Here is a 20,310-nt window from a genome sequence, read left to right as displayed (position 1 = left end):
TTTATTTAAGTTACTGCTATTATATAACAGAATCTTTAGAAAGTTCCACCTATTTTATTGTTTTTTTCAAAAGAACTTTTCGACAAAACAAGCCCACCTAAGGGGGCTTGTTTTATTTTATAGTCGTAAAAACTCAGGCTCCGTCGTACCGGCACCATCGATGTAATAAATTGTGTCGGGATTGATTTTGATCAGTACGTAATTAGGGTCTTCAGGGCCGAGTAACCAACGTTTTAAGCTATTATTCCAAAACTTGTTTTTTAATGTCGAGTCTTCCTCGATTGAAGCCAATCCTTCAACTTCAATATAATCTTCATCTAATTTTTTCCCTTCTCGTCCGAGTAGTACATGGACATTAGGATTTTGTTCAATATCTGTTATCTTTTTTGATTGTCGATCTGTTGCAACATACAGTACAAAATCTTCATGGAAAAACATCATAAAGGCGCTATGAGGTTTCTCATTTCGTACTGTAGATAATACACCAGTACGTTGACCTTGAATAATAGTTGCGATTTTTTCTTTTAAGTGCATAATTTTAACCCCTTTTCACAATTTATAATTCTGTCTGTTTAAACAAGATAATTTAAATATCTTTCATACTGTTTTCTTCAATCCGATTTTTTAAACGTAATTGTGATGAAATCGGACAAGTTAGGAGAATAATAATAATAATATTGAGGAGAAATACATACGATGGAAGGATGAAAAAGCATGTTTAATAAAATATTTCTTATAGTAGCGCTTATAGGTGTACCACTGTCTGTGCTTGGAAAAACACTTCATTGGCCAGAAACAATTATGTTTGCTGTGTATTGTATTACGATTATCGCATTAGCTGGTTTTATGGGGAGAGCAACAGAGAGTTTAGCAATTGTTTCTGGTCCTAGAATAGGCGGGTTATTAAATGCTACTTTCGGTAATGCTGTTGAACTTATCATTTCAATTTTTGCACTTCAAGCAGGGTTAATTGAAGTGGTGTTAGCTTCTTTAACGGGTTCTGTACTTGGAAATTTATTATTAGTAGGAGGGTTATCTTTCTTTGTTGGAGGTCTTAAATACAAAAGACAAAGTTTTAATGTATATGATGCAAGGCATAATTCAGCTTTATTAATATTTGCTGTTGTTGTGGCCTTTGTTATTCCAGAGATCTTTTCAATGAAGATGGACGCTGGCAAGACGTATCAATTAAGTATAGGTGTTTCTATTATTATGATTATCATGTACCTTGCTGCATTACTATTTAAGTTAGTTACGCACCGTGGTGTATATCAACATAAAAGTGACGAAGTAGCGCATGAAGAAGAGCCAGAGTGGTCGAAAGGGAAGGCGCTCCTTATTTTAGCGATAGCAACACTGGCAGTAGCTTATGTGTCAGAGGCACTCGTGCATACTTTTGAAACTGTTGCAAAGTCATTTGGCTGGTCAGAGTTATTTATAGGGGTTATTATCGTTGCAATTGTTGGGAATGCAGCGGAACATGCGTCTGCAATTATTATGGCTTATAAAAATAAAGTAAATATTGCAGTCGAAATTGCAATAGGCTCTACATTACAAATCGCTATGTTTGTTGCTCCTGTATTAGTATTGCTATCTATGTTCTTCGCACAAAGGATGCCTTTAGTATTTACCATACCAGAACTTGTGTCTATGATTACAGCCGTTTTCTTAACGATTGCGATTTCCAATGATGGAGATACAAACTGGTTTGAAGGTGGCACTTTACTAGCGGCGTATGTCATTATGGGAATTGGTTTTTATTTATTATGAAAAATAGGCATAACAATTGCGCTCAGAGAAAACAATAAACGAAGTAGTATATATACCTACATAGGAAGGAGCCAGACAGGTGAAACGAGTATACAGCATATGCCTTTCAACTATGGTCTCGTTTATTTTATTATTTCCTAACATGAGTTTTGCAAAGACAACAGTAGGAACAAAAATGCCTTCATCTGTTTTAAATATTTCAAAAGACAATACATTTCCAAATGATGCGCAAGATTTGCCACGTTTACAACCAAGTAAATTTGCTCAAGAGCTATTGAAAACGGCTAATATTAAAATTGAAAATCCAGACTTAATTCGGATGTTTAATGAAACGACAATTTCAAATGCGCCGCTTGCAGTAGGGTATCGGGCAAAAATTTATTTAGGTCAATGGGCTTTACGTTATGAATCAGTAGACACATCGATTAATTGGGAATATAAACAAGTGAATCGAAATGTGTATGATAATCGCGGAGGAGACCGTTTATATCCACTTCGCTATAAGCAAGAAACACAAAAGACGGTTGAAGGCGATTTAACAGCAGATATGAAAGATGCTGCAGATGTGAAAAAAATGATGCTTCTCAAAGCACTTGAAAAAGTACAATTACCCCTTTCGTTTAAAACGACCATTGGTTATGGTACTGGGCATGAGCGTGTGTATAATATTAGCCCGAGTCAACTCGGATATTTATACGCTTATACACCAGCAGTAAATGAAAAAGGAAAAGTAACATTTGGAGAAGTGTATCTTGTATTAAAGGGAAATCAAAAAAGACTTGTTGTGAAAAATATTACTTCTCAAGGAATTGGAGCTGCTATTCCAATTCATGATCATTTGTATTTTAAATTCATTTCTTCTTCCCACTCGCAATAACATGAAAAAACGTCAGCTTATGAGCTGACGTTTTTTTATAATGTAATGTTTGCTGTTTTTGATAAGAAATCTTCTGTCGGATAGTAGCTGTTTTTTACAAGAACATTTGGTCCAAGACATTTTACTGCAGGACAGTGACAGCTTAATGATTTTGCTGTTTTTGAAGCGCTCCATTTTTCATACGCTTCTTGTAATGTGTTTGTTTGTATGTTTCCTAGAAGTGGAACATCACCAAAATCAGTAACGATAATATTGCCATCAAAAATATTTACATTTAAGCGTGAACGACCATCTGGATCGTTACGAACAGTTACATTTTTGCTCTCTTGTAACTTTTTAAATGTGGCAATGTCTCGCTCGTCATCGCTACAAGCATAGAAAGGTAAAGTTCCAAATAGCATCCATACATTTTCATCGCGAATTTCTAGTAAATGTTCAATCGCATCACGAATTTCAGCTTTTGTTAAAATTTCTAGATTACTCGCGAAGTCACTTGGATACATTGGATGAACTTCATGACGTTTACAGCCCATCTCTTCGACGATTTGGCGGTGAATATGTTCAATATGTGGTAGAGTTCTTTTGTTTAGCATTGTTTCGGCCGATACAAGTACACCTGCATCTGATAAAGCCTTACTATTTGTAATCATTCTTTCGAATAATTTTGCACGTTGTTCGTAAGTAGGCTTACGCTCCATCATTGCAAATCCGCCTTCAACGAAGTCATCAATTGTTCCCCAGTTATGAGAGATATGCAATACGTCTAAATAAGGAATAATCTGTTCATAACGTGCTAAATCTATAGTTAAGTTAGAGTTGATTTGAGTGCGAACGCCTCGTTCATGGGCATATTTTAAGAGTGGTGTTACATAGTTGTCGACGGATTTTTTGGAAAGCATAGGTTCTCCGCCAGTAATACTTAAAGAACGTAAATGAGGAATCTCATCTAATCGTTTTAATAAAAGATCCATCGGAAGCGGATTTGGGTCTTTCGGCTGTAACGTGTAACCAACAGCGCAATGCTCACAGCGCATATTGCATAACGTCGTCGTTGTAAATTCAACATTTGTTAATAGTAGTTTGCCGTACTCTTCAAGGTCCATATACGCTTCCCATGGATCGTAAGAAGGAGTAATCGGCTTCATTTTTTGTGATATCGTCATATGAAATACTCCTTTGACTATTGAAATAACAATTTGTCCATTCTCTATAATAGAAGAATATGTGCTTTTTATAAAGTGAAACTTTTTAGCATGAAAAGAGAGAGGGCTTACATTATAGTGGATGACTGTGACAAAATTGATGAAATTTCATGCCCATAGCAATCGTTTTTGCGGTATAATAAAAGCAACTCGAATTAAAAGGAGAGTGCCTTCATGGGAAAAGCAATTCAAGATAAAGATACACAATTAGTATATTTAAAAGAACGTTTAAATATGTTCATTGAAGTAATTGATACAATTGAACCTGAAGAAGTAGAATTAGAAGATGTAGATCGTCTTCTTGCAATGTTAGATGAATTAGAATTAAAATGTGAGCAATTTAAAAAAGACGAATAATATATTAAAAAGGCTACCAATTCCAATTTGGTAGCCTTTTTCTGTTCGGGTAATAGAAGGACGATAGAAAAAGAGGTATAATCAAGTTGTGAAAAATTTCATTTATGCTCTAATAGCGTGAAACAAATAAATAGCTAAAGAGCATAACAATTGAATTTTCAGCTCATAACGTTTTGGTAGCGTTCACAATTGAGGGGGAAGTAACAATGGAAAAGCTTCAAGAAAGCATGTATCAACTAATTGTTGAAACGTCAACGAACTTACCGAAAGATGTTCGTCGTGCGATTCAACAAGCGAAAGAGCGAGAAAATGCAGGGACTCGTTCTGCGATGGCACTTGGCACAATTACAAATAATATTAAAATGGCTGATGATAACATCTCGCCGATTTGCCAAGATACAGGGATGCCAACGTTTAAAATTTATACACCAGTTGGTGTGAATCAATTAAAGTTGAAGGAAGCTATCTATAATGCGCTTGAGCGGGCGACAAAAGATGGTAAACTTCGTCCCAATTCTGTTGATTCTCTTTTTGGAGATAATAGTGGAAATAATTTAGGACCAGGTACACCGGTGATTAAGTTTGAACAATGGGAAAAAGATTATATTGATGCACGTTTAATCCTAAAAGGTGGTGGCTGTGAGAATAAAAATATTCAATATAGCTTACCGTGTGAACTAGAAGGACTTGGACGAGCTGGCCGTGATTTAGAAGGGATTCGTAAATGCCTTCTTCATGCAGTATATCAAGCACAAGGGCAAGGATGTAGCGCTGGTGTAATTGGTGTTGGTATCGGGGGAGACCGCACATCAGGTTATGAATTAGCAAAAAATCAATTATTCCGTACATTAGATGATGTCAATCCAGTACCAGAGTTACAACATCTTGAAGAGTACGTATTAGAAAATGCGAATAAGCTTGGCATTGGTACGATGGGATTTGGCGGAGAAACAACTTTACTTGGTTGTAAAATTGGCGTCTATAATCGTTTGCCAGCTAGTTTCTATGTATCTGTTGCGTATAATTGCTGGGCATATCGTCGCCTTGGTGTGAAAATCCATCCTGAAACAGGAGACATTATGGATTGGTTATATCAAGAAGGGGAAGATACACTTCAGCATGAAGTACAAGAAAAAACAGAGCAACGTGAGATTGTATTACAAGCACCAATTACAGAAGAGCAAATTCGTGAACTTCGCGTTGGTGATGTTGTAACAATTAATGGCATGATGTATACAGGTCGTGACGCAATCCATAAGCATTTAATGGATAATGATTGTCCAGTAGATTTAAACGGACAAATTATTTACCACTGTGGTCCAGTTGTTGTGAAAGATGAAAATGACAATTGGCAAATTAAAGCGGCAGGTCCAACGACAAGTATTCGTGAAGAACCGTACCAAGGCGATATTATGAAGAAATTCGGTATTCGCGCTGTCATTGGAAAAGGCGGTATGGGTGCGAAAACATTAACGGCTTTAGAAGAACACGGCGGTGTATATTTAAACGCAATCGGTGGTGCAGCGCAATATTATGCTGAATGTATTAAAGAAGTGAAAGATGTTGATTTCTTACAATTTGGTATTCCAGAAGCAATGTGGCATTTACGTATCGACGGGTTTAAAGCAGTTGTAACGATGGACTCTCATGGTAATAGCTTACATGCAGATGTTGATAAAACATCACTTGAAAAATTAGCTAGCTTTAAAGAGCCAGTATTTAAGTAAATAAAAAATGCATCTCGAATGATTCGAGATGCATTTTTTTGGTATATATAGAAAAACATGTTCAGCATGAAAGAATGCGTAGCAACAGAAACTACAAGTACGATTATATATGGAAAGGAGACTATTTATGAAATATAAATGGTTATATATCGGTCTCATTTTTTCAATTATGATGGCACTTGTTCCAGTTTCAGCACTGGCTTATACAAATACTCCACATAACTGGGGAATCCCGCGTCCTAAAAATGAAACAGTACCAGATGCAGGAAAGTTATATACAGATTTACTACAAAAAAATGGCGGGTTTTATTTAGGAGATACGAAGAAAAAAGATATTTATTTAACATTTGATAATGGATATGAGAATGGATACACCGGGAAAATATTAGATGTATTAAAAGAGAAAAAAGTACCAGCAACTTTCTTTGTAACGGGGCATTACATTAAAACACAAAAAGATTTATTGTTAAGAATGAAGGATGAAGGACACATTATTGGAAACCATTCTTGGAGTCATCCTGATTTTACAGCGGTAAATGATGAGAAACTTCGTGAAGAATTAACGAGTGTAACGGAAGAAATTAAAAAAGTAACTGGGCAAAAAGAAGTGAAATATGTACGTCCTCCGCGCGGTGTATTTAGTGAAAGAACGTTAGCTCTTACGAAAGAAATGGGCTATTATAATGTATTTTGGTCACTTGCATTTTTGGATTGGAAAGTGGATCAGCAAAGAGGATGGCAATATGCGCATAATAATGTTATGACGATGATTCATCCAGGATCTATTTTATTACTTCATGCAATATCAAAAGATAATGCAGAAGCACTTGCGAAAATCATTGATGATTTGCGCGAGAAAGGGTATCATTTTAAAAGTCTAGATGACTTAGTAAAAAGCAATCAACCGTAAGCATGTATGCTTACGGTTTTCTCATGCTATAATGATGTGTAAAAAGGATGGGGAAACGTATGTGGAGCGAACATGTTACGTTAGAGTATCCGTATCATTTTGAAGAAGTATTAAAACGTTTATCTTTTGATCCTCTTAACGTCATTCAATTAGATGAGAAAGTTATTTATATCCCGCTTTGTATAGACGAGGAACAGGTTGTTGTTCGCTTACAAGGGATTGGTACTGTTCAAAATCCACAGTTTTGGATTTCTAGTCAGACAGGAGATCCAGAGAAAGTCATGAAACGAATGAGGGCCATTTTTCATTGGAATGAACCGTTTCAAGATATACAAAATCATTTTTTAAACACATCATTACGTCCACTATTTGAAACATATGCTTATACTCCAATTATTTTAGAATTTGATTATTTTGCTTGTCTTCTTCGCTGTATCATTCACCAACAAATAAATTTGAAATTTGCTACTGTGTTAACAGAACAATTTGTGAAACGGTATGGAACAGAGAAGAACGGTGTATTCTTTTTCCCCACTCCGGAAATAGTAGCAAATATTTCAATAGAAGAATTGAGAGAGCAGAAGTTTAGTCAGCGAAAGGCTGAATATATAGTAGGATTAGGTCGAAGTATTGTCAGTGGTACATTAAATTTAGCGAGTATAGAAAATGGGACGGAAGAAGAAGTTTCAGCACAATTGTTGCCAATTAGGGGAATTGGTGCATGGACAGTGCAAAACTTTTTAATGTTTGGGCTTGGACGGAAAAATATGTTCCCGAAAGCGGACATTGGGATTCAGCGTGCAGTGCAAGGTATATTTCAATTAGATGATAAACCTGATGATGCATTTTTAGAAAAAGTGAAACAAGAGTGTGAACCATACTGCAGTTATGCAGCGTTATATTTATGGAAAAGTATAGAGTAGAGGTGTAATAATGATACAAAAGCAACATGAGAGTAAGTTGGAAGTTGGTCAAACGTTTCCTGTGACAATTAAACGTCTTGGGATTAACGGAGAAGGCGTTGGTTATTTTAAGAGACAAGTTGTTTTCATTCCAGGGGCATTACCAGGAGAAGAAGTTGTTGCAGAAACAACGAAAATTCAGCGTGGCTTCGCTGAAGCGAAAGTGAAAAAAGTTCGTAAAGCTTCACCGCATCGTGTGAAAGCACCGTGTCCAGTATATGAGGAGTGCGGCGGTTGCCAATTGCAACATTTAGACTATAAAGAACAACTAAATCAAAAGCGTGATATCGTTGTACAAGCATTCCAGAAGTATATGAACAACGGTTTGGAAGAGAAAATTCGTCCGACGCTTGGCATGGAAAATCCATGGCATTATCGTAATAAGAGTCAACTACAAGTGGGGCGTAAAGACGAAAAGGTTATTACAGGGCTGTATAAACAAAACTCACATCAGTTAATTGATATTGCTCATTGTATGATTCAACATAAAGCAACGAATGAAGCGACAAAAGTTGTAAGACGTATATTAGAAAAGTTAAATGTTTCTATTTATAATGAGAAAAAGCAAAAAGGTTTAGTACGTACAATTGTGACACGTACTGCAGTGCAAACAGGGGAAGTACAAGTTACACTTATTACAACAAAAGAAGAATTGCCAAATAAAGAGCAATTTATCGCAGAAGTACAAAAACAGATGCCAGCTGTTAAATCAATTATGCAAAATGTAAACTGGCGTAAAACATCTGTTATTTTCGGTGATAAAACATTTAAATTGGCTGGAAAAGAAGTAATTCAAGAAACACTTGGTGATTTATCATTTGAATTATCAGCACGTGCATTCTTCCAGTTGAATCCAGAACAAACGGTTGTTTTATACAATGAAGCGAAAAAAGCCGCTGCTTTAACAGGCAATGAGAAAATTGTAGATGCGTATTGTGGCGTTGGTACAATCGGACTTTGGCTTGCAAATGATGCAGCGGAAGTACGTGGTATGGATGTAATTCCAGAAGCGATTGCAGATGCAAGAAAAAATGCGAAGCGTCACGGATTTACAAATACGAAATATGAAGCAGGTAAAGCTGAACAATGGTTACCGAAATGGGTAAAAGAAGGATGGCGTCCAGATGTAATTGTTGTCGATCCACCACGTACAGGTTGCGATGATAAATTACTGGAAACAATTTTAAAAGTGAAGCCGAAACAAGTTGTGTATGTGTCTTGTAATCCTTCATCATTAGCACGTGATGTACAAGTATTAATGAAGAGCTATGAAGTGGAGTATGTGCAACCAGTTGATATGTTCCCGCATACAGCTCACGTAGAAAATGTAGTGAAGCTTGTTAGAAAGTAAAGTTTATTAATATTCCCTCATGGTATGAGGGAATATTTTCTATGAAGGAGAATGAAATGTACAATTATAAATTAACGATTCAGTACGATGGTGCACGTTTTAAAGGATGGCAACGTCTCGGTAATAACGATAATACGATTCAAGGAAAAATCGAAAGTGTCATCTCTGAAATGGTCGGAAAAGAAATTGAAATTATCGGTTGTAGTAGAACAGACGCTGGTGTACATGCTTTGAATCAAGTTGCTAACTTTCAAAGTGATGAGAAGTTAGTGGAACATAAAGTGAAAAAATATTTAAATCAATATTTACCTAATGATATTAGCATTACGAATGTGGAAGAAGTACATGATCGCTTCCATGCTCGTTACAATTCTAAAGCAAAAACATATCTGTATAAAATTTGGAATGAAGAGCATACAAATCCATTTATGCGTAAATATAGCATGCATGTGAATAAAAAATTAAATGTGAAAAGCATGAAAGCAGCTGCAAAACATTTAGTTGGTTCACATGATTTTACTGCTTTTTCAAATGCGAAATCAAAGAAAAAATCTATGGTTCGAGAAGTATATACACTTGATGTGATGGAAGAGGCAGGGTTTGTACAAATTAGAGTAAGTGGTAACGGCTTCCTTCATAATATGGTAAGAAAAATTGTCGGGGCATTAATTGAAGTTGGATTAGGACAATTAGACGCTGAAGCAATTCCAAACATTTTAGAGGAAAAGCAGCGCAATCAAATTAATTGTCTTGCTGAGGCAAGTGGGTTGTATTTAGAGAATGTTGAGTTTTAATGGCAAATAAAAAAATCGGGCTAAGTAGCTCGATTTTTTTAGTATTACGAAGATTTTTCGTTTTTTATACGTAGCTTCAAATTCCAAAAAGCAGCAAGCATAATAGCTGCAAAGGAGCCAAAAATTGTTCCTAATAGCTTTGCATAAGGAGAGCTGCTTACATCGGCATTAATGAATAACATCATACAGAGCATGGCAGGGAAAAAGTATAAGTATTGTAATAACTTTAATTTTTTATCATTACTCATATATATAGCCCCTTTCTAGCATGTTATATGTTTATTGTAACATATTTTACCAAGTTGTTTTTACACTTGGAGACATGTTTATTTTATATGTGTAAACGCAGTTTTTTAATTCGATATTGTAAGTTTTGCCTACTTAATCCTAAAAATTTTGCAGCTTGTGAGATGTTTCCATGATTCTCTTTAAGAATTTGGTTAATGTAGTTCTTTTCCATTTTTTCTATTGTGTGTTTTAAAGTTTTAGGTGTATCAGCATTGTGATTAGTTAGTGCATGTTGCATATTGAATTCTGTTTTTATTCGTTCGCGAAAGCGAGTAGGCAGCTGAAACGCTGTAATGATGGTTTCAGCTTCTATCAAGTTCATGGAACCTTCAATTATATGTTCCAACTCCCGTACGTTTCCAGGCCAATCGTATGCATAGAAAAATTCTCTTACATTTACATCTACATCGGTTACATTGAGCCCGAATTGAGTATTATATTTTTCAATAAAGTGCTGAACAAGAGCTGAAATATCTTCTTTTCTTTCACGTAAAGGCGGAAGACATAAAGTAACGACGCTTAATCGGTAATATAAGTCTTCTCTTAATCGATTATGTGCGATGGCTTCAAAGGGATCTTCATTGATAGTTGCTATAATACGAACATCAATTTCTTTTTCGTGTGTACCTCCGATTCTTCGTATTGTTTTCTCTTGTATAGCCCGCAGCAACTTAGCTTGAAGTATTGGGCTTAATGAATTGATTTCATCTAATAATAAAGTTCCTCCGTTTGCTTCTTCGAATAAGCCTGATTTATCTATTGCTCCTGTAAAGGCACCTCGATTTGTTCCAAATAGTAGGCTTTCCATTAATGTATCAGGTATAGCGGCACAGTTTTGTGAAATAAAGGGTTTGCCTGAACGCTGACTTTCATTATGGATGCTTTGTGCAAATAGTTCTTTACCAGTGCCTGTTTCTCCTACTAGAAGTATGGAGGAAGATGTACGAATTACTCTTTTTCCTTCTGTAATGATTGATTGAATGGCTTCAGAATCACCAATTATGTGATCAAAGGTAAATTTAGTGCTTTGTTTTCGAGAAGGGCTCATTTTTATTGTTTGCTTTAAGTTACTAATTTCTTTTGATACTTCAATAGCGCCTTTGATTTTTCCATTTTCTGTTATAGGGAAAGTATCGTTAATCGTTGTAATTTCTTGTCCTTTATTATTAAAATACGTTTGTTTTATATTTTTCTTTGTTTTTCCAAATTTTAATGCCTCTATAAGAGTACTATTTTTATTTTCTTCAAATGCAAACACCTCTAAAGGGCTTTTATATAGCACATCTAAGCGATCCATTGATTCAATTTCCATCATTTTGCGGTTATAGACAATCGTTTTACTTTCCTCATTAATAATATGAATCCCGATATCGAGTTCATTGAGTAAAGTTTCATATAGCATATTCATTTCAATAATTTGTTTAAAATTAATTTCTTCTGTATGCATGTAACATCTTCTCCTCATTTTACCCTATGAAGACTGACTTTTTATAATTTTATTAAAATTCTCATAAAATCGCAAAAATTTTTTGCTATTTTTCTCTTAAAACTTTTCAAATGATAGAAAAATTTTGCGGTTATAAACATTTTTTTTTGAGAAACCTTCATTTTAAATAGGAATTGGAGATTGGTACGCATTTTGCATAAATAATAGTTGAAATCTCTAAAGGAGGGATATGCAACGTTTCAGTACCAATTAAAAAGAAGGAGGAGTTTATAAAGTGAAGACGGTTATAGAAGGCGTGTATAGTCCTTGTTACGGGAAAGTTGAGAAGTTATTTGTTACGGAAAGTTCTTACGTATACGAATGGGAGAAATTAGCATTAATTGAAACGATAGATAAACAGAAAGTAGAAATTAAGATAGGGATCAGTGGTTATATTGAATCATTAGAAGTAGTAGAAGGACAAGATATTGCTGATCAAAAGTTATTAATAACAGTAAGGGATGACCTTTTAGTAACAGGCAGTGATTAATGTAAGTGACGTGTATTTTTGCTCTTTTAAATCATTATTTTTAAGGTGAGGAATTTTAAAAACGCTTACATTAAATGGGTTGGCAAAGTGAAAAGGGGGGATTTATATGATGGATCAAAACCAAGGATTAAAAAGAGAATTGAAAAGTAGGCACATATTTATGATTGCACTCGGTGGAGTTATTGGTACAGGACTTTTTTTAGGGTCAGGTTATACGATTCATGAGGCTGGACCTGGAGGAGCAATTGTAGCGTATCTTGTCGGTGGATTTGTAATGTATTTAACGATGCTCTGTCTTGGAGAATTAGCTGTTGCGATGCCTGACGCAGGGTCTTATCAAACGTATGCGACAAAGCATATTTCCCCTGCAGCAGGTTATGTAGTGGGATGGATGTCATGGTTAAACTGGTCTGCTACGATAGGTATTGAATTAATTGCAGTTAGTATTTTGATGAAACGTTGGTTTCCTGATGTACCGTCATGGATTTGGTGTGTAGTGTTCGCGGTACTGCTCTTTGCTATTAATGCGTTATCTTCAAGAAGTTTTGCGGAAGTGGAATTTTGGTTTGCAAGTATTAAAGTAATTACAATTATTGCATTTATTATTTTAGGCGGGGCGGCAATGTTTGGTTTTCTAGATATGAAAGGAAATGAACCAGCGCCAATGTTCTCTAGCTTTACTGATTATGGTGGGTTGTTCCCCAATGGATTATCAGCCATTTTAATTACGATGATCGCAGTTAATTTTTCTTTCCAAGGAACAGAATTAGTTGGTATTGCAGCAGGTGAGAGTGAAAATCCAGAGAAAACAATCCCGAAGGCAATTAACAATACAGTTTGGCGTATACTTGTTTTCTTTGTACTATCTATTTTTATTCTTGCTGGACTATTCCCTTGGCAGCAAGCAGGAGTAATTGAAAGTCCATTTGTAGTTGTATTTGATAAAATTGGTATTCCTTATGCAGCAGATATTATAAATTTCGTTATTATTACAGCAGTGCTATCCGTTGCAAATTCAGGATTATATGCAACTTCTCGTATGCTATGGTCTATGTCTAATCAAGGAATGATTAGTCCGATTTTTGGTAAGTTATCTAAAAACGGTGTTCCTATTTATGCATTGATTGTAAGCACAATTGTAGGTTGTCTCTCATTATTATCAGGTATTTATGCGGAAGATACAGTTTATTTATGGCTGCTTTCTATCGCTGGATTCGGAGCGATACTAGTTTGGGCATCTATTGCTCTATCTAACTTATTAGCTAGAAGGACATATGTTAAGCAGGGCGGGGATGTGAAGGACTTGAAATTTAAAACACCATTGTATCCATTTGTACCACTTCTTGCGTTAGTATTAAATTTAACAGTAATCGTTGGAATGGCCTTTATTCCAGAACAAAGAATGGCATTATATTGTGGTATTCCATTTATGATTGTTTGTTTACTGTTTTATCGTGCTACAAGAAATAAGGGAAGTAATGTAGAGCATATTGAAAAGACAAATACAACGGAAGTAGAGAGTTTATAATAGTGATTAATTAGGAGACTGTAAAATTGTAAACAGTCTCTTTTTTTGTGAAAATAAAGCTGGAAACATACTATGTATGCAAAGGGGAATTAGCGATGAATCCAGAAGTTTCGCAGTTATTAAAACAAATAGATTCAAGGAAAGAGGAATTGTTAGAACTTACAAAAACATTAATTCGTTTTGAAACACCAGCACCGCCAGCGAGAAATACAAATGAAGCGCAAGAATTTGTTGCAGAGTTTCTAAGAAAACGAAATTTTAGTATTGATAAATGGGATGTATATCCGAATGACCCAAACGTTGTCGGGGTTAAAAAAGGAATAAAAAGTGATTCATATAAAAGTCTTATCATTAATGGTCATATGGATGTAGCTGAAGTGTCAGCAGATGAGGCGTGGGAAACAAATCCGTTTGAGCCATTTATAAAAGATGGTTGGTTAGTTGGACGTGGCGCAGCTGATATGAAAGGGGGACTAGCTGGAGCGCTATTTGCTATTCAGCTATTACAAGAAGCTGGTATTGAATTACCTGGAGATTTAATCTTTCAATCCGTAATTGGAGAAGAAGTTGGAGAAGCTGGCACACTTCAATGCTGCAGGCGAGGTTACGATGCTGATTTTGCAGTCGTAGTGGATACGAGTAATTTACATATGCAAGGACAGGGCGGCGTAATTACTGGCTGGATTACTGTGAAAAGCCCTCAAACGTTTCATGATGCAACGCGTAGGCAAATAATCCATGCTGGAGGACGTTTATTTGGAGCGAGTGCAATTGAAAAAATGATGAAAATTGTGCAAAGTTTACAAGAATTAGAGCGTCATTGGGCAGTTATGAAAACATATGAAGGCTATCCGTCTGGAACAACAACAATTAATCCAGCTGTTATTGAGGGAGGAAGGCATGCGGCGTTTATTGCGGATGAGTGCCGATTATGGATAACAGTGCACTTCTATCCGAATGAAACACATGAACAAATAATAAAAGAAATTGAAGAGTATATTGGAAAGGTGGCAGCTGCCGATCCATGGTTAAGTGAAAATCCGCCACAATTTAAGTGGGGCGGAGAATCAATGATCGTAGATCGTGGTGAAATTTTCCCTTCATTAGAAGTCGATAGGGAACATGCAGCTGTAAAAAAACTTAGCTCAGTACACGAGTCTATTTTATCAAAAAATGCAATTTTAGATATGTCTGCAACGGTAACTGATGGCGGTTGGTTTAGTGAGTTTCACATTCCAGCCATTATATATGGACCAGGTACATTAGAAGAAGCACATTCTGTAAATGAGAAAGTTGAAGTTCAACAGTTAATTGAATTTACAAAAGTGATAACAGCATTTATATATGAATGGTGCCACACGAAAAAATAGATTTGTATAGTAAAATCGTACGAGTATGTATACTTGTACGATTTTTTATTGAACTATTTCAGAGTTGAATATAAACAACTGAAATAGTTCTTTATTTTGCTATGTCTTTCGTTTCATTTCAATTAATTTCTCTTTCGCTAATTCAACGGCAATCGCATCATCTAAATAGCCAATTGGAAAGAGATAGTCGGGAATAATATCTGTCGATAATATGAAATAAAGTAATGCGCTCCCAAGAACTGCACGTTCTTCTTTTGAAATGGTTTCATTACAAAATTGTTGATACATATCTGTTAATTGTTCAATAAAAGGACCAGCACTATCAATTTGCTCTAATTTGCTTGCAAAACTGTCATGAATACGTTTTTCGCCTTCTGTTGTCTGGGCATAGCGTTCGTAATTTTCAAGTTCTTGTTTTACGCGAGTTGTAGTGTAATCGAAATCGAATGAGTTAGAGGATTGTAAAGTTTGCTGAATGGTATCAAGAGATGTGTACATATCCGTTTTTTCTTTATTAATGTGAGGAGAATCAGGGTACATTTCATCAAATAACAATTGGGGTGGAACTTGAAGACATTCTGCAAATTTTTGTAGATGTTTTTGTTTTGGCGGTTGTTTGCCATTAATAATTCTTGAAACTGTTGCAGGATCAATATTTGTAAGTATTCCTAGTTGGCGCATAGATAAGGCGCGTTCTTTTAAAAGTTTTTTTATTAATTTGCCAAGCCGATCATTCGGGTTTTCATTAGCCATAGTGTAGGCACTCCTTTTTTAGTATTGAAAAAATATTGAGCATTTATTACAAGTATATGAAACAGACAGGCACAGTTGCTCAACATTTTCATAATATGCATTGAAAAGTGAGAAAAAGGGGTGACTATTTATGAGTACAGTAGGCTTATTTTCAATTTTTTTAATCGGGATCGCTTCTAATTTAGATAATGCAGGTGTTGGAATTGCATATGGCATTCGTAAAATTCGTATTTCGTGGTTTAACAATTTTATCATCGCATTCTTTGGATTTTTATTTACTTTACTAGCTGGATTTTTTGGAAACTGGATTGCGTTATTTATTTCAGAGTTTACAGCAAATCTGATTGGAGCAATCGTTTTAGGGGTAATCGGTGTGTTTATTTTGTGCCAGCCTTTCTTGGGTCAAAAAAATACTGCAGGTTCTAAAGATGGTAATGTACTTATGGGCATTTTACGTAATCCGGAAAAAGCAGATTTTGATGGTTCTAAAACAATTAGTTTCTCAGAAGCAATTGTTTTAGGAGTTGCGTTGTCTATTAATAATATTGCAGGTGGATTTGATGCAGGGGTAACAAATTTAAATCTTTGGCTTACAGCGACTATTTCTGGGGTGTTTAGTTTTATTTGTATTAGTGGTTTTGCGTATGTAGGAAAACGATTTTTAGCAGAATACTTAGGGAAATGGGCGACAGTTATCGCAGGACTATTATTAATTCTTATTGGGATCGATCAGTTGTTGTAAGGAGAGTAGAAAACAAGGTTCGAGTATTTCCTTGGAAATACAGCAAGAGATTGCATATATCGACGTACTTTTCTCCATACTAATACGGATTTCTTTTAAGAAAGGGGGATTTGTATGGGACGCGGGAAAGCATTTGATCATAAGAAAAAAGGGCATGATCATCAACCACCTAAAGGTGCGTTCATTCATAAAGATGTAAATGAACATACTTTGGAAGAGGAAGAGCTACCAGTAAATATTGAGGCGTATAAAAATAGTTTAAAAAAACATTAAAAGCACCTACATAGGTGCTTTTTTACCGTATATCTTCAATTAATTGTTCGGATTCTTCATGCATACTGTACTCACTTAATACTTGAATGCAAAGCCACTTTAATTCCTCAATCGTATGCTCAAGTTCTTCAGGAAGCACATGATAAATGTCTTCAAGTCCCATCCCGAAATGAATAAGTTCAAGTACTTGATCATCGATGTTCCGATCCATTAATAATTCAAGTACTTCTAAATTGAATATGTATCGGTGAGCTTCGTCGAGTGAAACAACTTTTAACTTCAAGCTTTCTACAATACTCAATATAAAAAGAAGGATTGTTTTTTCAAGAACAGGTTGTTTTCCCATTTGAAATATTAGTTTCATCTTTCACACCTCCACATATAGCGCTAGGTTGTACTATATTATTCAGGAGGGGGGAACAAATATGCATGATATAGAGAAACTTTCAGCACTGTTTTTGTAAGAGGATTGATAACTGACAAAAGTGAGGTTTTGGCGAAATAAAAAATCCTGCTAGTATAGCAGGATAACTCGCGATTAAAAAATGCTCCAACCTTCTTGAGCAGAAAGAAGTTCAAGAATTTTAAAACCGGCAATACTATTTCCGTTTGCATCTAAAGCTGGTCCGAAAATACCGATTCCCATGTCTCCTTTTACGCAGCCAAAAATACCACCGGCTACACCACTTTTTGCAGGAATACCAACACGAATTGCAAATTCACCAGATTCGTTATACATACCACATGTGACCATAAATGTTTTGCAAATTTTTGTAATATGCTTAGGGATAATTTGTTTTTTCTTATATGGATCATATCCATCCATTGCAAAAATTAAGCCGATACGTGCTAAATCGATGCAGTTTACTTCAACTGCGCATTGACGAGTATATAAATCCATAAGTTCTTCAATATCACAATCGATAATTCCGTTTTGTTTCATATAATAACAAAGTGAACGGTTTAGGTAAGCTGTCTCTAGTTCTGAATCGGCAACTTTAGAGGAATAATTAATAGTAGGATTATCTGTTATTTCACGTACAAAATGAAGAATACGTTCCATTTTTTCCTCGTTATCTTTTCCTGCTAGCATGCTTGTAATAGCTAAAGCCCCTGCATTTATCATTGGATTAAGGGGTTTGGATGGACTTGTCGTTTCTAACTTAATAATAGAATTAAATGGGTCACCCGTTGGTTCCATTCCAACTTTAGAAAATACATATTCTTCACCACGGTCTAAAAGGGCAAGGGCGAGTGTAATTACTTTGGAAATACTTTGAAGAGTAAATAGTGTTTGTGAGTTGCCTGCATGGATATATTCTGTTTCTTTATGGAAAATGGCAATCCCTAAATCGTCTGGATTTGCATTTCCTAGTTCGGGGATATAAGTAGCAAGTTTTCCTTTTTTCGTATATGGTTTTACTTGTTCTAACAACTGTTGTAAGTTGTTTGTTTCAATGCACTGCATAGTACCAACGCTCCTATTTTGAATTAACTAAGTTTACTTTTCCCGATATGCTCGGAAATAAATAATAACATGAAAAAGTGGAATGATAAAACGAAAGTTCAATGTGCTATAATAGGTCTTTCGTTTCGAGTATTCTGTATTTTAAAAAGGAGAATTTTCCTTTTATATAACAGTTTGGAAATAGGAGATTTATCCATAAAAAGTTCAGAAATAAAAACTACACATCTATACAACTATATGTTATTATGGTTATGTAATAGAAAGCGTTTTCTAAAGCGTACTTATAATGATAACGATTTCATAAATTTGATTAGGGGGAATTAAAATGTTGCAGTTTTTACAACGTATTGGTAAAGCTTTAATGCTTCCGATCGCAGTACTACCAGCAGCAGGATTATTGCTTCGTTTAGGGCAACCAGATGTATTTGATATTCCTGTTATGGCACAGGCCGGCGCAGCAGTTTTTGATAACTTAGCACTTATTTTTGCAATTGGTATTGCAATCGGTCTTTCAGTGGATGGTAGTGGTGCAGCAGGTCTTGCAGGTGCAATTGGTTATCTTGTTATGAAAAATAGTATTGATGCGCTTAGCAAAGGGTATTCAACTGCTGAATTACAAGATAAATTGGGTAAAGTCCAAGATTTAATAGGTAATAGCGCAAATGTAGATCCATCTAAGCTTGCGGATACAATGACACAAGTATCTAAGGCTGCTGAATTATCGACTAAAGTAGATATGAAGGTTTTAGGTGGTATTATTGTCGGTGTTATAGCGGGACTTCTTTATAATAAATTCCATAAGATTAAACTTCCAGAATGGTTAGGTTTCTTTGCTGGAAAACGTTTCGTCCCAATTGTTACATCAGTTGTGATGCTGATATTAGGAATTCTATTTGCACAAATTTGGCCAACAATTCAAAATGGTATTGATGCATTAGCTCATGGAATTGTTAATTTAGGTGCAATTGGTTCAGGATTGTTTGGTTTATTAAACCGTTTATTAATCCCAATTGGTTTACACCACGTAATGAACACATACTTCTGGTTTGTATTTGGGGACTTTACAAATGCAGCAGGTAATGTTGTTAATGGTGATATTGCTCGTTTCCTTGCCGGAGATAAAACAGCGGGTATGTTTATGACTGGTTTCTTCCCAGTTATGATGTTCGGTTTACCAGCAGCATGTTTCGCGATGATTGCAGCTGCTAAACCAGAAAAGCGTAAAGCAGTTACTGGTATGTTAGCTGGTCTAGCATTAACTTCATTCTTAACTGGTATTACAGAGCCTATTGAATTCTCATTCATGTTCTTATCACCAGTATTATATGGTATTCATGCTGTACTAACAGGTCTTTCTTTATTTATTACAACATCACTTGGCATTCATGATGGTTTCTCATTTAGTGCCGGTGCAATCGATTACGCTTTAAACTTCGGTATTGCAACAAAACCAGTCTTACTAGCAGGTATCGGTTTAATTTACGCAGCAATTTATTTCATAGTATTCTACTTCTTAATTAAGAAGTTCGATTTAAAAACTCCTGGTCGTGAAGATGATGATGAGTTAGTTGAAGATGGTGATGCACCAGTTGCAGGTTCAATTGGTGAAACTTACGTAGCAGCTTTAGGTGGAAAAGAAAACTTAACTGTTATTGATAACTGTGCAACACGTCTACGCTTACAAGTAAAAGATGCTGGTCAAGTAAACGAAGCAGCGTTAAAACGTGCTGGTGCGAAAGGTGTTATGAAATTAAGTAACACGAGTGTCCAAGTTATCGTAGGTACAAATGTTGAATCTGTTGCCGATGATATGAAAAAACACGTATAACTAATACGATAAGAGGATATCCGAAAAGATTGATGACATCAATTTTTTAGAGGATATCCTCTTTTTTGTTAATAATTTAAAGGGAATCTTACTTTTGTAAATTTTCTTTTTCTTTTTTGTACATATAGGTTGGT

21 protein-coding genes and 1 pseudogene are annotated in these 20,310 nt (G+C 35.4%); 15 read left to right on the top strand and 7 right to left on the bottom strand.

What is annotated here, in order from left to right; translation table 11 throughout:
* Positions 1-117: 117 nt before the first annotated feature.
* Positions 118-534 (bottom strand): pyridoxamine 5'-phosphate oxidase family protein, encoded by a 417-nt coding sequence (locus MR143_RS16905; RefSeq protein WP_000550220.1) that lies wholly within the window; start codon positions 532-534, stop codon positions 118-120.
* A gap of 180 nt (positions 535-714) precedes the next feature.
* Between MR143_RS16905 and cax the strand changes: the two genes are divergently transcribed.
* Together cax and MR143_RS16895 are read left to right on the top strand one after the other, a co-directional pair.
* Positions 715-1,770 (top strand): calcium/proton exchanger, encoded by a 1,056-nt coding sequence (cax, locus tag MR143_RS16900; RefSeq protein WP_000482133.1) that lies wholly within the window; start codon positions 715-717, stop codon positions 1,768-1,770.
* Between the two features lie 79 nt (positions 1,771-1,849).
* Positions 1,850-2,647: a YfkD famly protein gene (locus tag MR143_RS16895; RefSeq protein WP_002163835.1), complete on the top strand. Its 798-nt coding sequence runs from the start codon at positions 1,850-1,852 to the stop codon at positions 2,645-2,647.
* 35 nt (positions 2,648-2,682) lie between these two features.
* Here the strand turns inward: MR143_RS16895 and yfkAB are convergent, their stop codons facing one another.
* Positions 2,683-3,810 carry a radical SAM/CxCxxxxC motif protein YfkAB gene (gene yfkAB / locus MR143_RS16890; protein WP_000156023.1) on the bottom strand — a complete coding sequence of 376 codons (1,128 nt, stop codon included), beginning with the start codon at positions 3,808-3,810 and terminating at the stop codon, positions 2,683-2,685.
* A gap of 213 nt (positions 3,811-4,023) precedes the next feature.
* On the opposite strand from yfkAB, the gene MR143_RS16885 reads away from it, so the two are divergent.
* From MR143_RS16885 to truA, 6 genes are all read left to right on the top strand, one after another.
* Positions 4,024-4,206 carry an SE1561 family protein gene (locus tag MR143_RS16885; protein WP_000513558.1) on the top strand — a complete coding sequence of 61 codons (183 nt, stop codon included), beginning with the start codon at positions 4,024-4,026 and terminating at the stop codon, positions 4,204-4,206.
* Positions 4,207-4,412: 206 nt separating this feature from the next.
* Complete coding sequence (gene fumA / locus MR143_RS16880) at positions 4,413-5,933, top strand: class I fumarate hydratase (protein ID WP_000413524.1); 1,521 nt, start codon at positions 4,413-4,415, stop codon at positions 5,931-5,933.
* Positions 5,934-6,060: 127 nt separating this feature from the next.
* Complete coding sequence (gene pdaA, locus MR143_RS16875) at positions 6,061-6,843, top strand: delta-lactam-biosynthetic de-N-acetylase (protein WP_000875957.1); 783 nt, start codon at positions 6,061-6,063, stop codon at positions 6,841-6,843.
* A 59-nt stretch (positions 6,844-6,902) separates the two neighbouring features.
* Positions 6,903-7,766, top strand: a complete 864-nt coding sequence (locus MR143_RS16870; RefSeq protein WP_000269424.1) for a DNA-3-methyladenine glycosylase family protein — start codon at positions 6,903-6,905, stop codon at positions 7,764-7,766.
* 10 nt (positions 7,767-7,776) lie between these two features.
* Positions 7,777-9,156: a 23S rRNA (uracil(1939)-C(5))-methyltransferase RlmD gene (rlmD, locus tag MR143_RS16865; protein ID WP_000615224.1), complete on the top strand. Its 1,380-nt coding sequence runs from the start codon at positions 7,777-7,779 to the stop codon at positions 9,154-9,156.
* A gap of 56 nt (positions 9,157-9,212) precedes the next feature.
* Positions 9,213-9,950 (top strand): tRNA pseudouridine(38-40) synthase TruA, encoded by a 738-nt coding sequence (gene truA, locus MR143_RS16860; RefSeq protein ID WP_002181877.1) that lies wholly within the window; start codon positions 9,213-9,215, stop codon positions 9,948-9,950.
* Between the two features lie 44 nt (positions 9,951-9,994).
* Here truA and MR143_RS16855 read toward each other — a convergent pair whose 3' ends face one another.
* Together MR143_RS16855 and MR143_RS16850 are read right to left on the bottom strand one after the other, a co-directional pair.
* Complete coding sequence (locus tag MR143_RS16855) at positions 9,995-10,198, bottom strand: hypothetical protein (RefSeq protein WP_000063861.1); 204 nt, start codon at positions 10,196-10,198, stop codon at positions 9,995-9,997.
* An 83-nt stretch (positions 10,199-10,281) separates the two neighbouring features.
* Positions 10,282-11,685, bottom strand: a complete 1,404-nt coding sequence (locus MR143_RS16850; RefSeq protein ID WP_000556691.1) for a sigma-54 interaction domain-containing protein — start codon at positions 11,683-11,685, stop codon at positions 10,282-10,284.
* A gap of 274 nt (positions 11,686-11,959) precedes the next feature.
* Here MR143_RS16850 and MR143_RS16845 point away from each other — a divergent pair, with 274 nt between their 5' ends.
* From MR143_RS16845 to MR143_RS16835, 3 genes are all read left to right on the top strand, one after another.
* Positions 11,960-12,214: a biotin/lipoyl attachment domain-containing protein gene (locus MR143_RS16845; RefSeq protein WP_000859490.1), complete on the top strand. Its 255-nt coding sequence runs from the start codon at positions 11,960-11,962 to the stop codon at positions 12,212-12,214.
* A 106-nt stretch (positions 12,215-12,320) separates the two neighbouring features.
* Positions 12,321-13,742, top strand: coding sequence for an amino acid permease (locus tag MR143_RS16840; RefSeq protein ID WP_000969256.1), 1,422 nt, complete (start codon positions 12,321-12,323; stop codon positions 13,740-13,742).
* Positions 13,743-13,837: 95 nt separating this feature from the next.
* Positions 13,838-15,112 carry an acetylornithine deacetylase gene (locus tag MR143_RS16835; protein WP_001067763.1) on the top strand — a complete coding sequence of 425 codons (1,275 nt, stop codon included), beginning with the start codon at positions 13,838-13,840 and terminating at the stop codon, positions 15,110-15,112.
* A 99-nt stretch (positions 15,113-15,211) separates the two neighbouring features.
* On the opposite strand, the gene MR143_RS16830 is transcribed toward MR143_RS16835, so the two are convergent.
* On the bottom strand, positions 15,212-15,865 hold the full coding sequence (locus MR143_RS16830; protein ID WP_001262778.1) for a DUF1232 domain-containing protein: 654 nt from the start codon (positions 15,863-15,865) through the stop codon (positions 15,212-15,214).
* A gap of 130 nt (positions 15,866-15,995) precedes the next feature.
* Between MR143_RS16830 and ytaF the strand changes: the two genes are divergently transcribed.
* Positions 15,996-16,607, top strand: coding sequence for a sporulation membrane protein YtaF (gene ytaF, locus MR143_RS16825; protein ID WP_000108731.1), 612 nt, complete (start codon positions 15,996-15,998; stop codon positions 16,605-16,607).
* Between the two features lie 114 nt (positions 16,608-16,721).
* The gene (locus MR143_RS16820) at positions 16,722-16,880 is read left to right on the top strand and encodes a hypothetical protein (protein WP_000532409.1); all 159 of its coding nucleotides are present in this window, start codon (positions 16,722-16,724) and stop codon (positions 16,878-16,880) included.
* Positions 16,881-16,902: 22 nt separating this feature from the next.
* Here the strand turns inward: MR143_RS16820 and MR143_RS16815 are convergent, their stop codons facing one another.
* The gene (locus MR143_RS16815; protein WP_000766604.1) at positions 16,903-17,244 is read right to left on the bottom strand and encodes a DUF3969 family protein; all 342 of its coding nucleotides are present in this window, start codon (positions 17,242-17,244) and stop codon (positions 16,903-16,905) included.
* 174 nt (positions 17,245-17,418) lie between these two features.
* Positions 17,419-18,348, bottom strand: coding sequence for a glutaminase A (gene glsA / locus MR143_RS16810; protein WP_001149850.1), 930 nt, complete (start codon positions 18,346-18,348; stop codon positions 17,419-17,421).
* A 69-nt stretch (positions 18,349-18,417) separates the two neighbouring features.
* On the opposite strand from glsA, the pseudogene MR143_RS33225 reads away from it, so the two are divergent.
* Together MR143_RS33225 and nagE are read left to right on the top strand one after the other, a co-directional pair.
* Positions 18,418-18,532: pseudogene (locus MR143_RS33225) on the top strand (transcriptional regulator).
* Between the two features lie 141 nt (positions 18,533-18,673).
* Entirely contained in the window at positions 18,674-20,176 is a 1,503-nt protein-coding gene (gene nagE / locus MR143_RS16805; protein WP_000938892.1) for an N-acetylglucosamine-specific PTS transporter subunit IIBC, read from the top strand.
* Positions 20,177-20,310: the final 134 nt, after the last annotated feature.

The sequence above is a fragment of the Bacillus cereus group sp. BfR-BA-01347 genome (genome assembly GCF_022663835.1).
GTDB classification, from domain to species: Bacteria; Bacillota; Bacilli; order Bacillales; family Bacillaceae_G; genus Bacillus_A; species Bacillus_A thuringiensis_K.
This window is presented reverse-complemented; position numbering and strand designations above follow the sequence as displayed.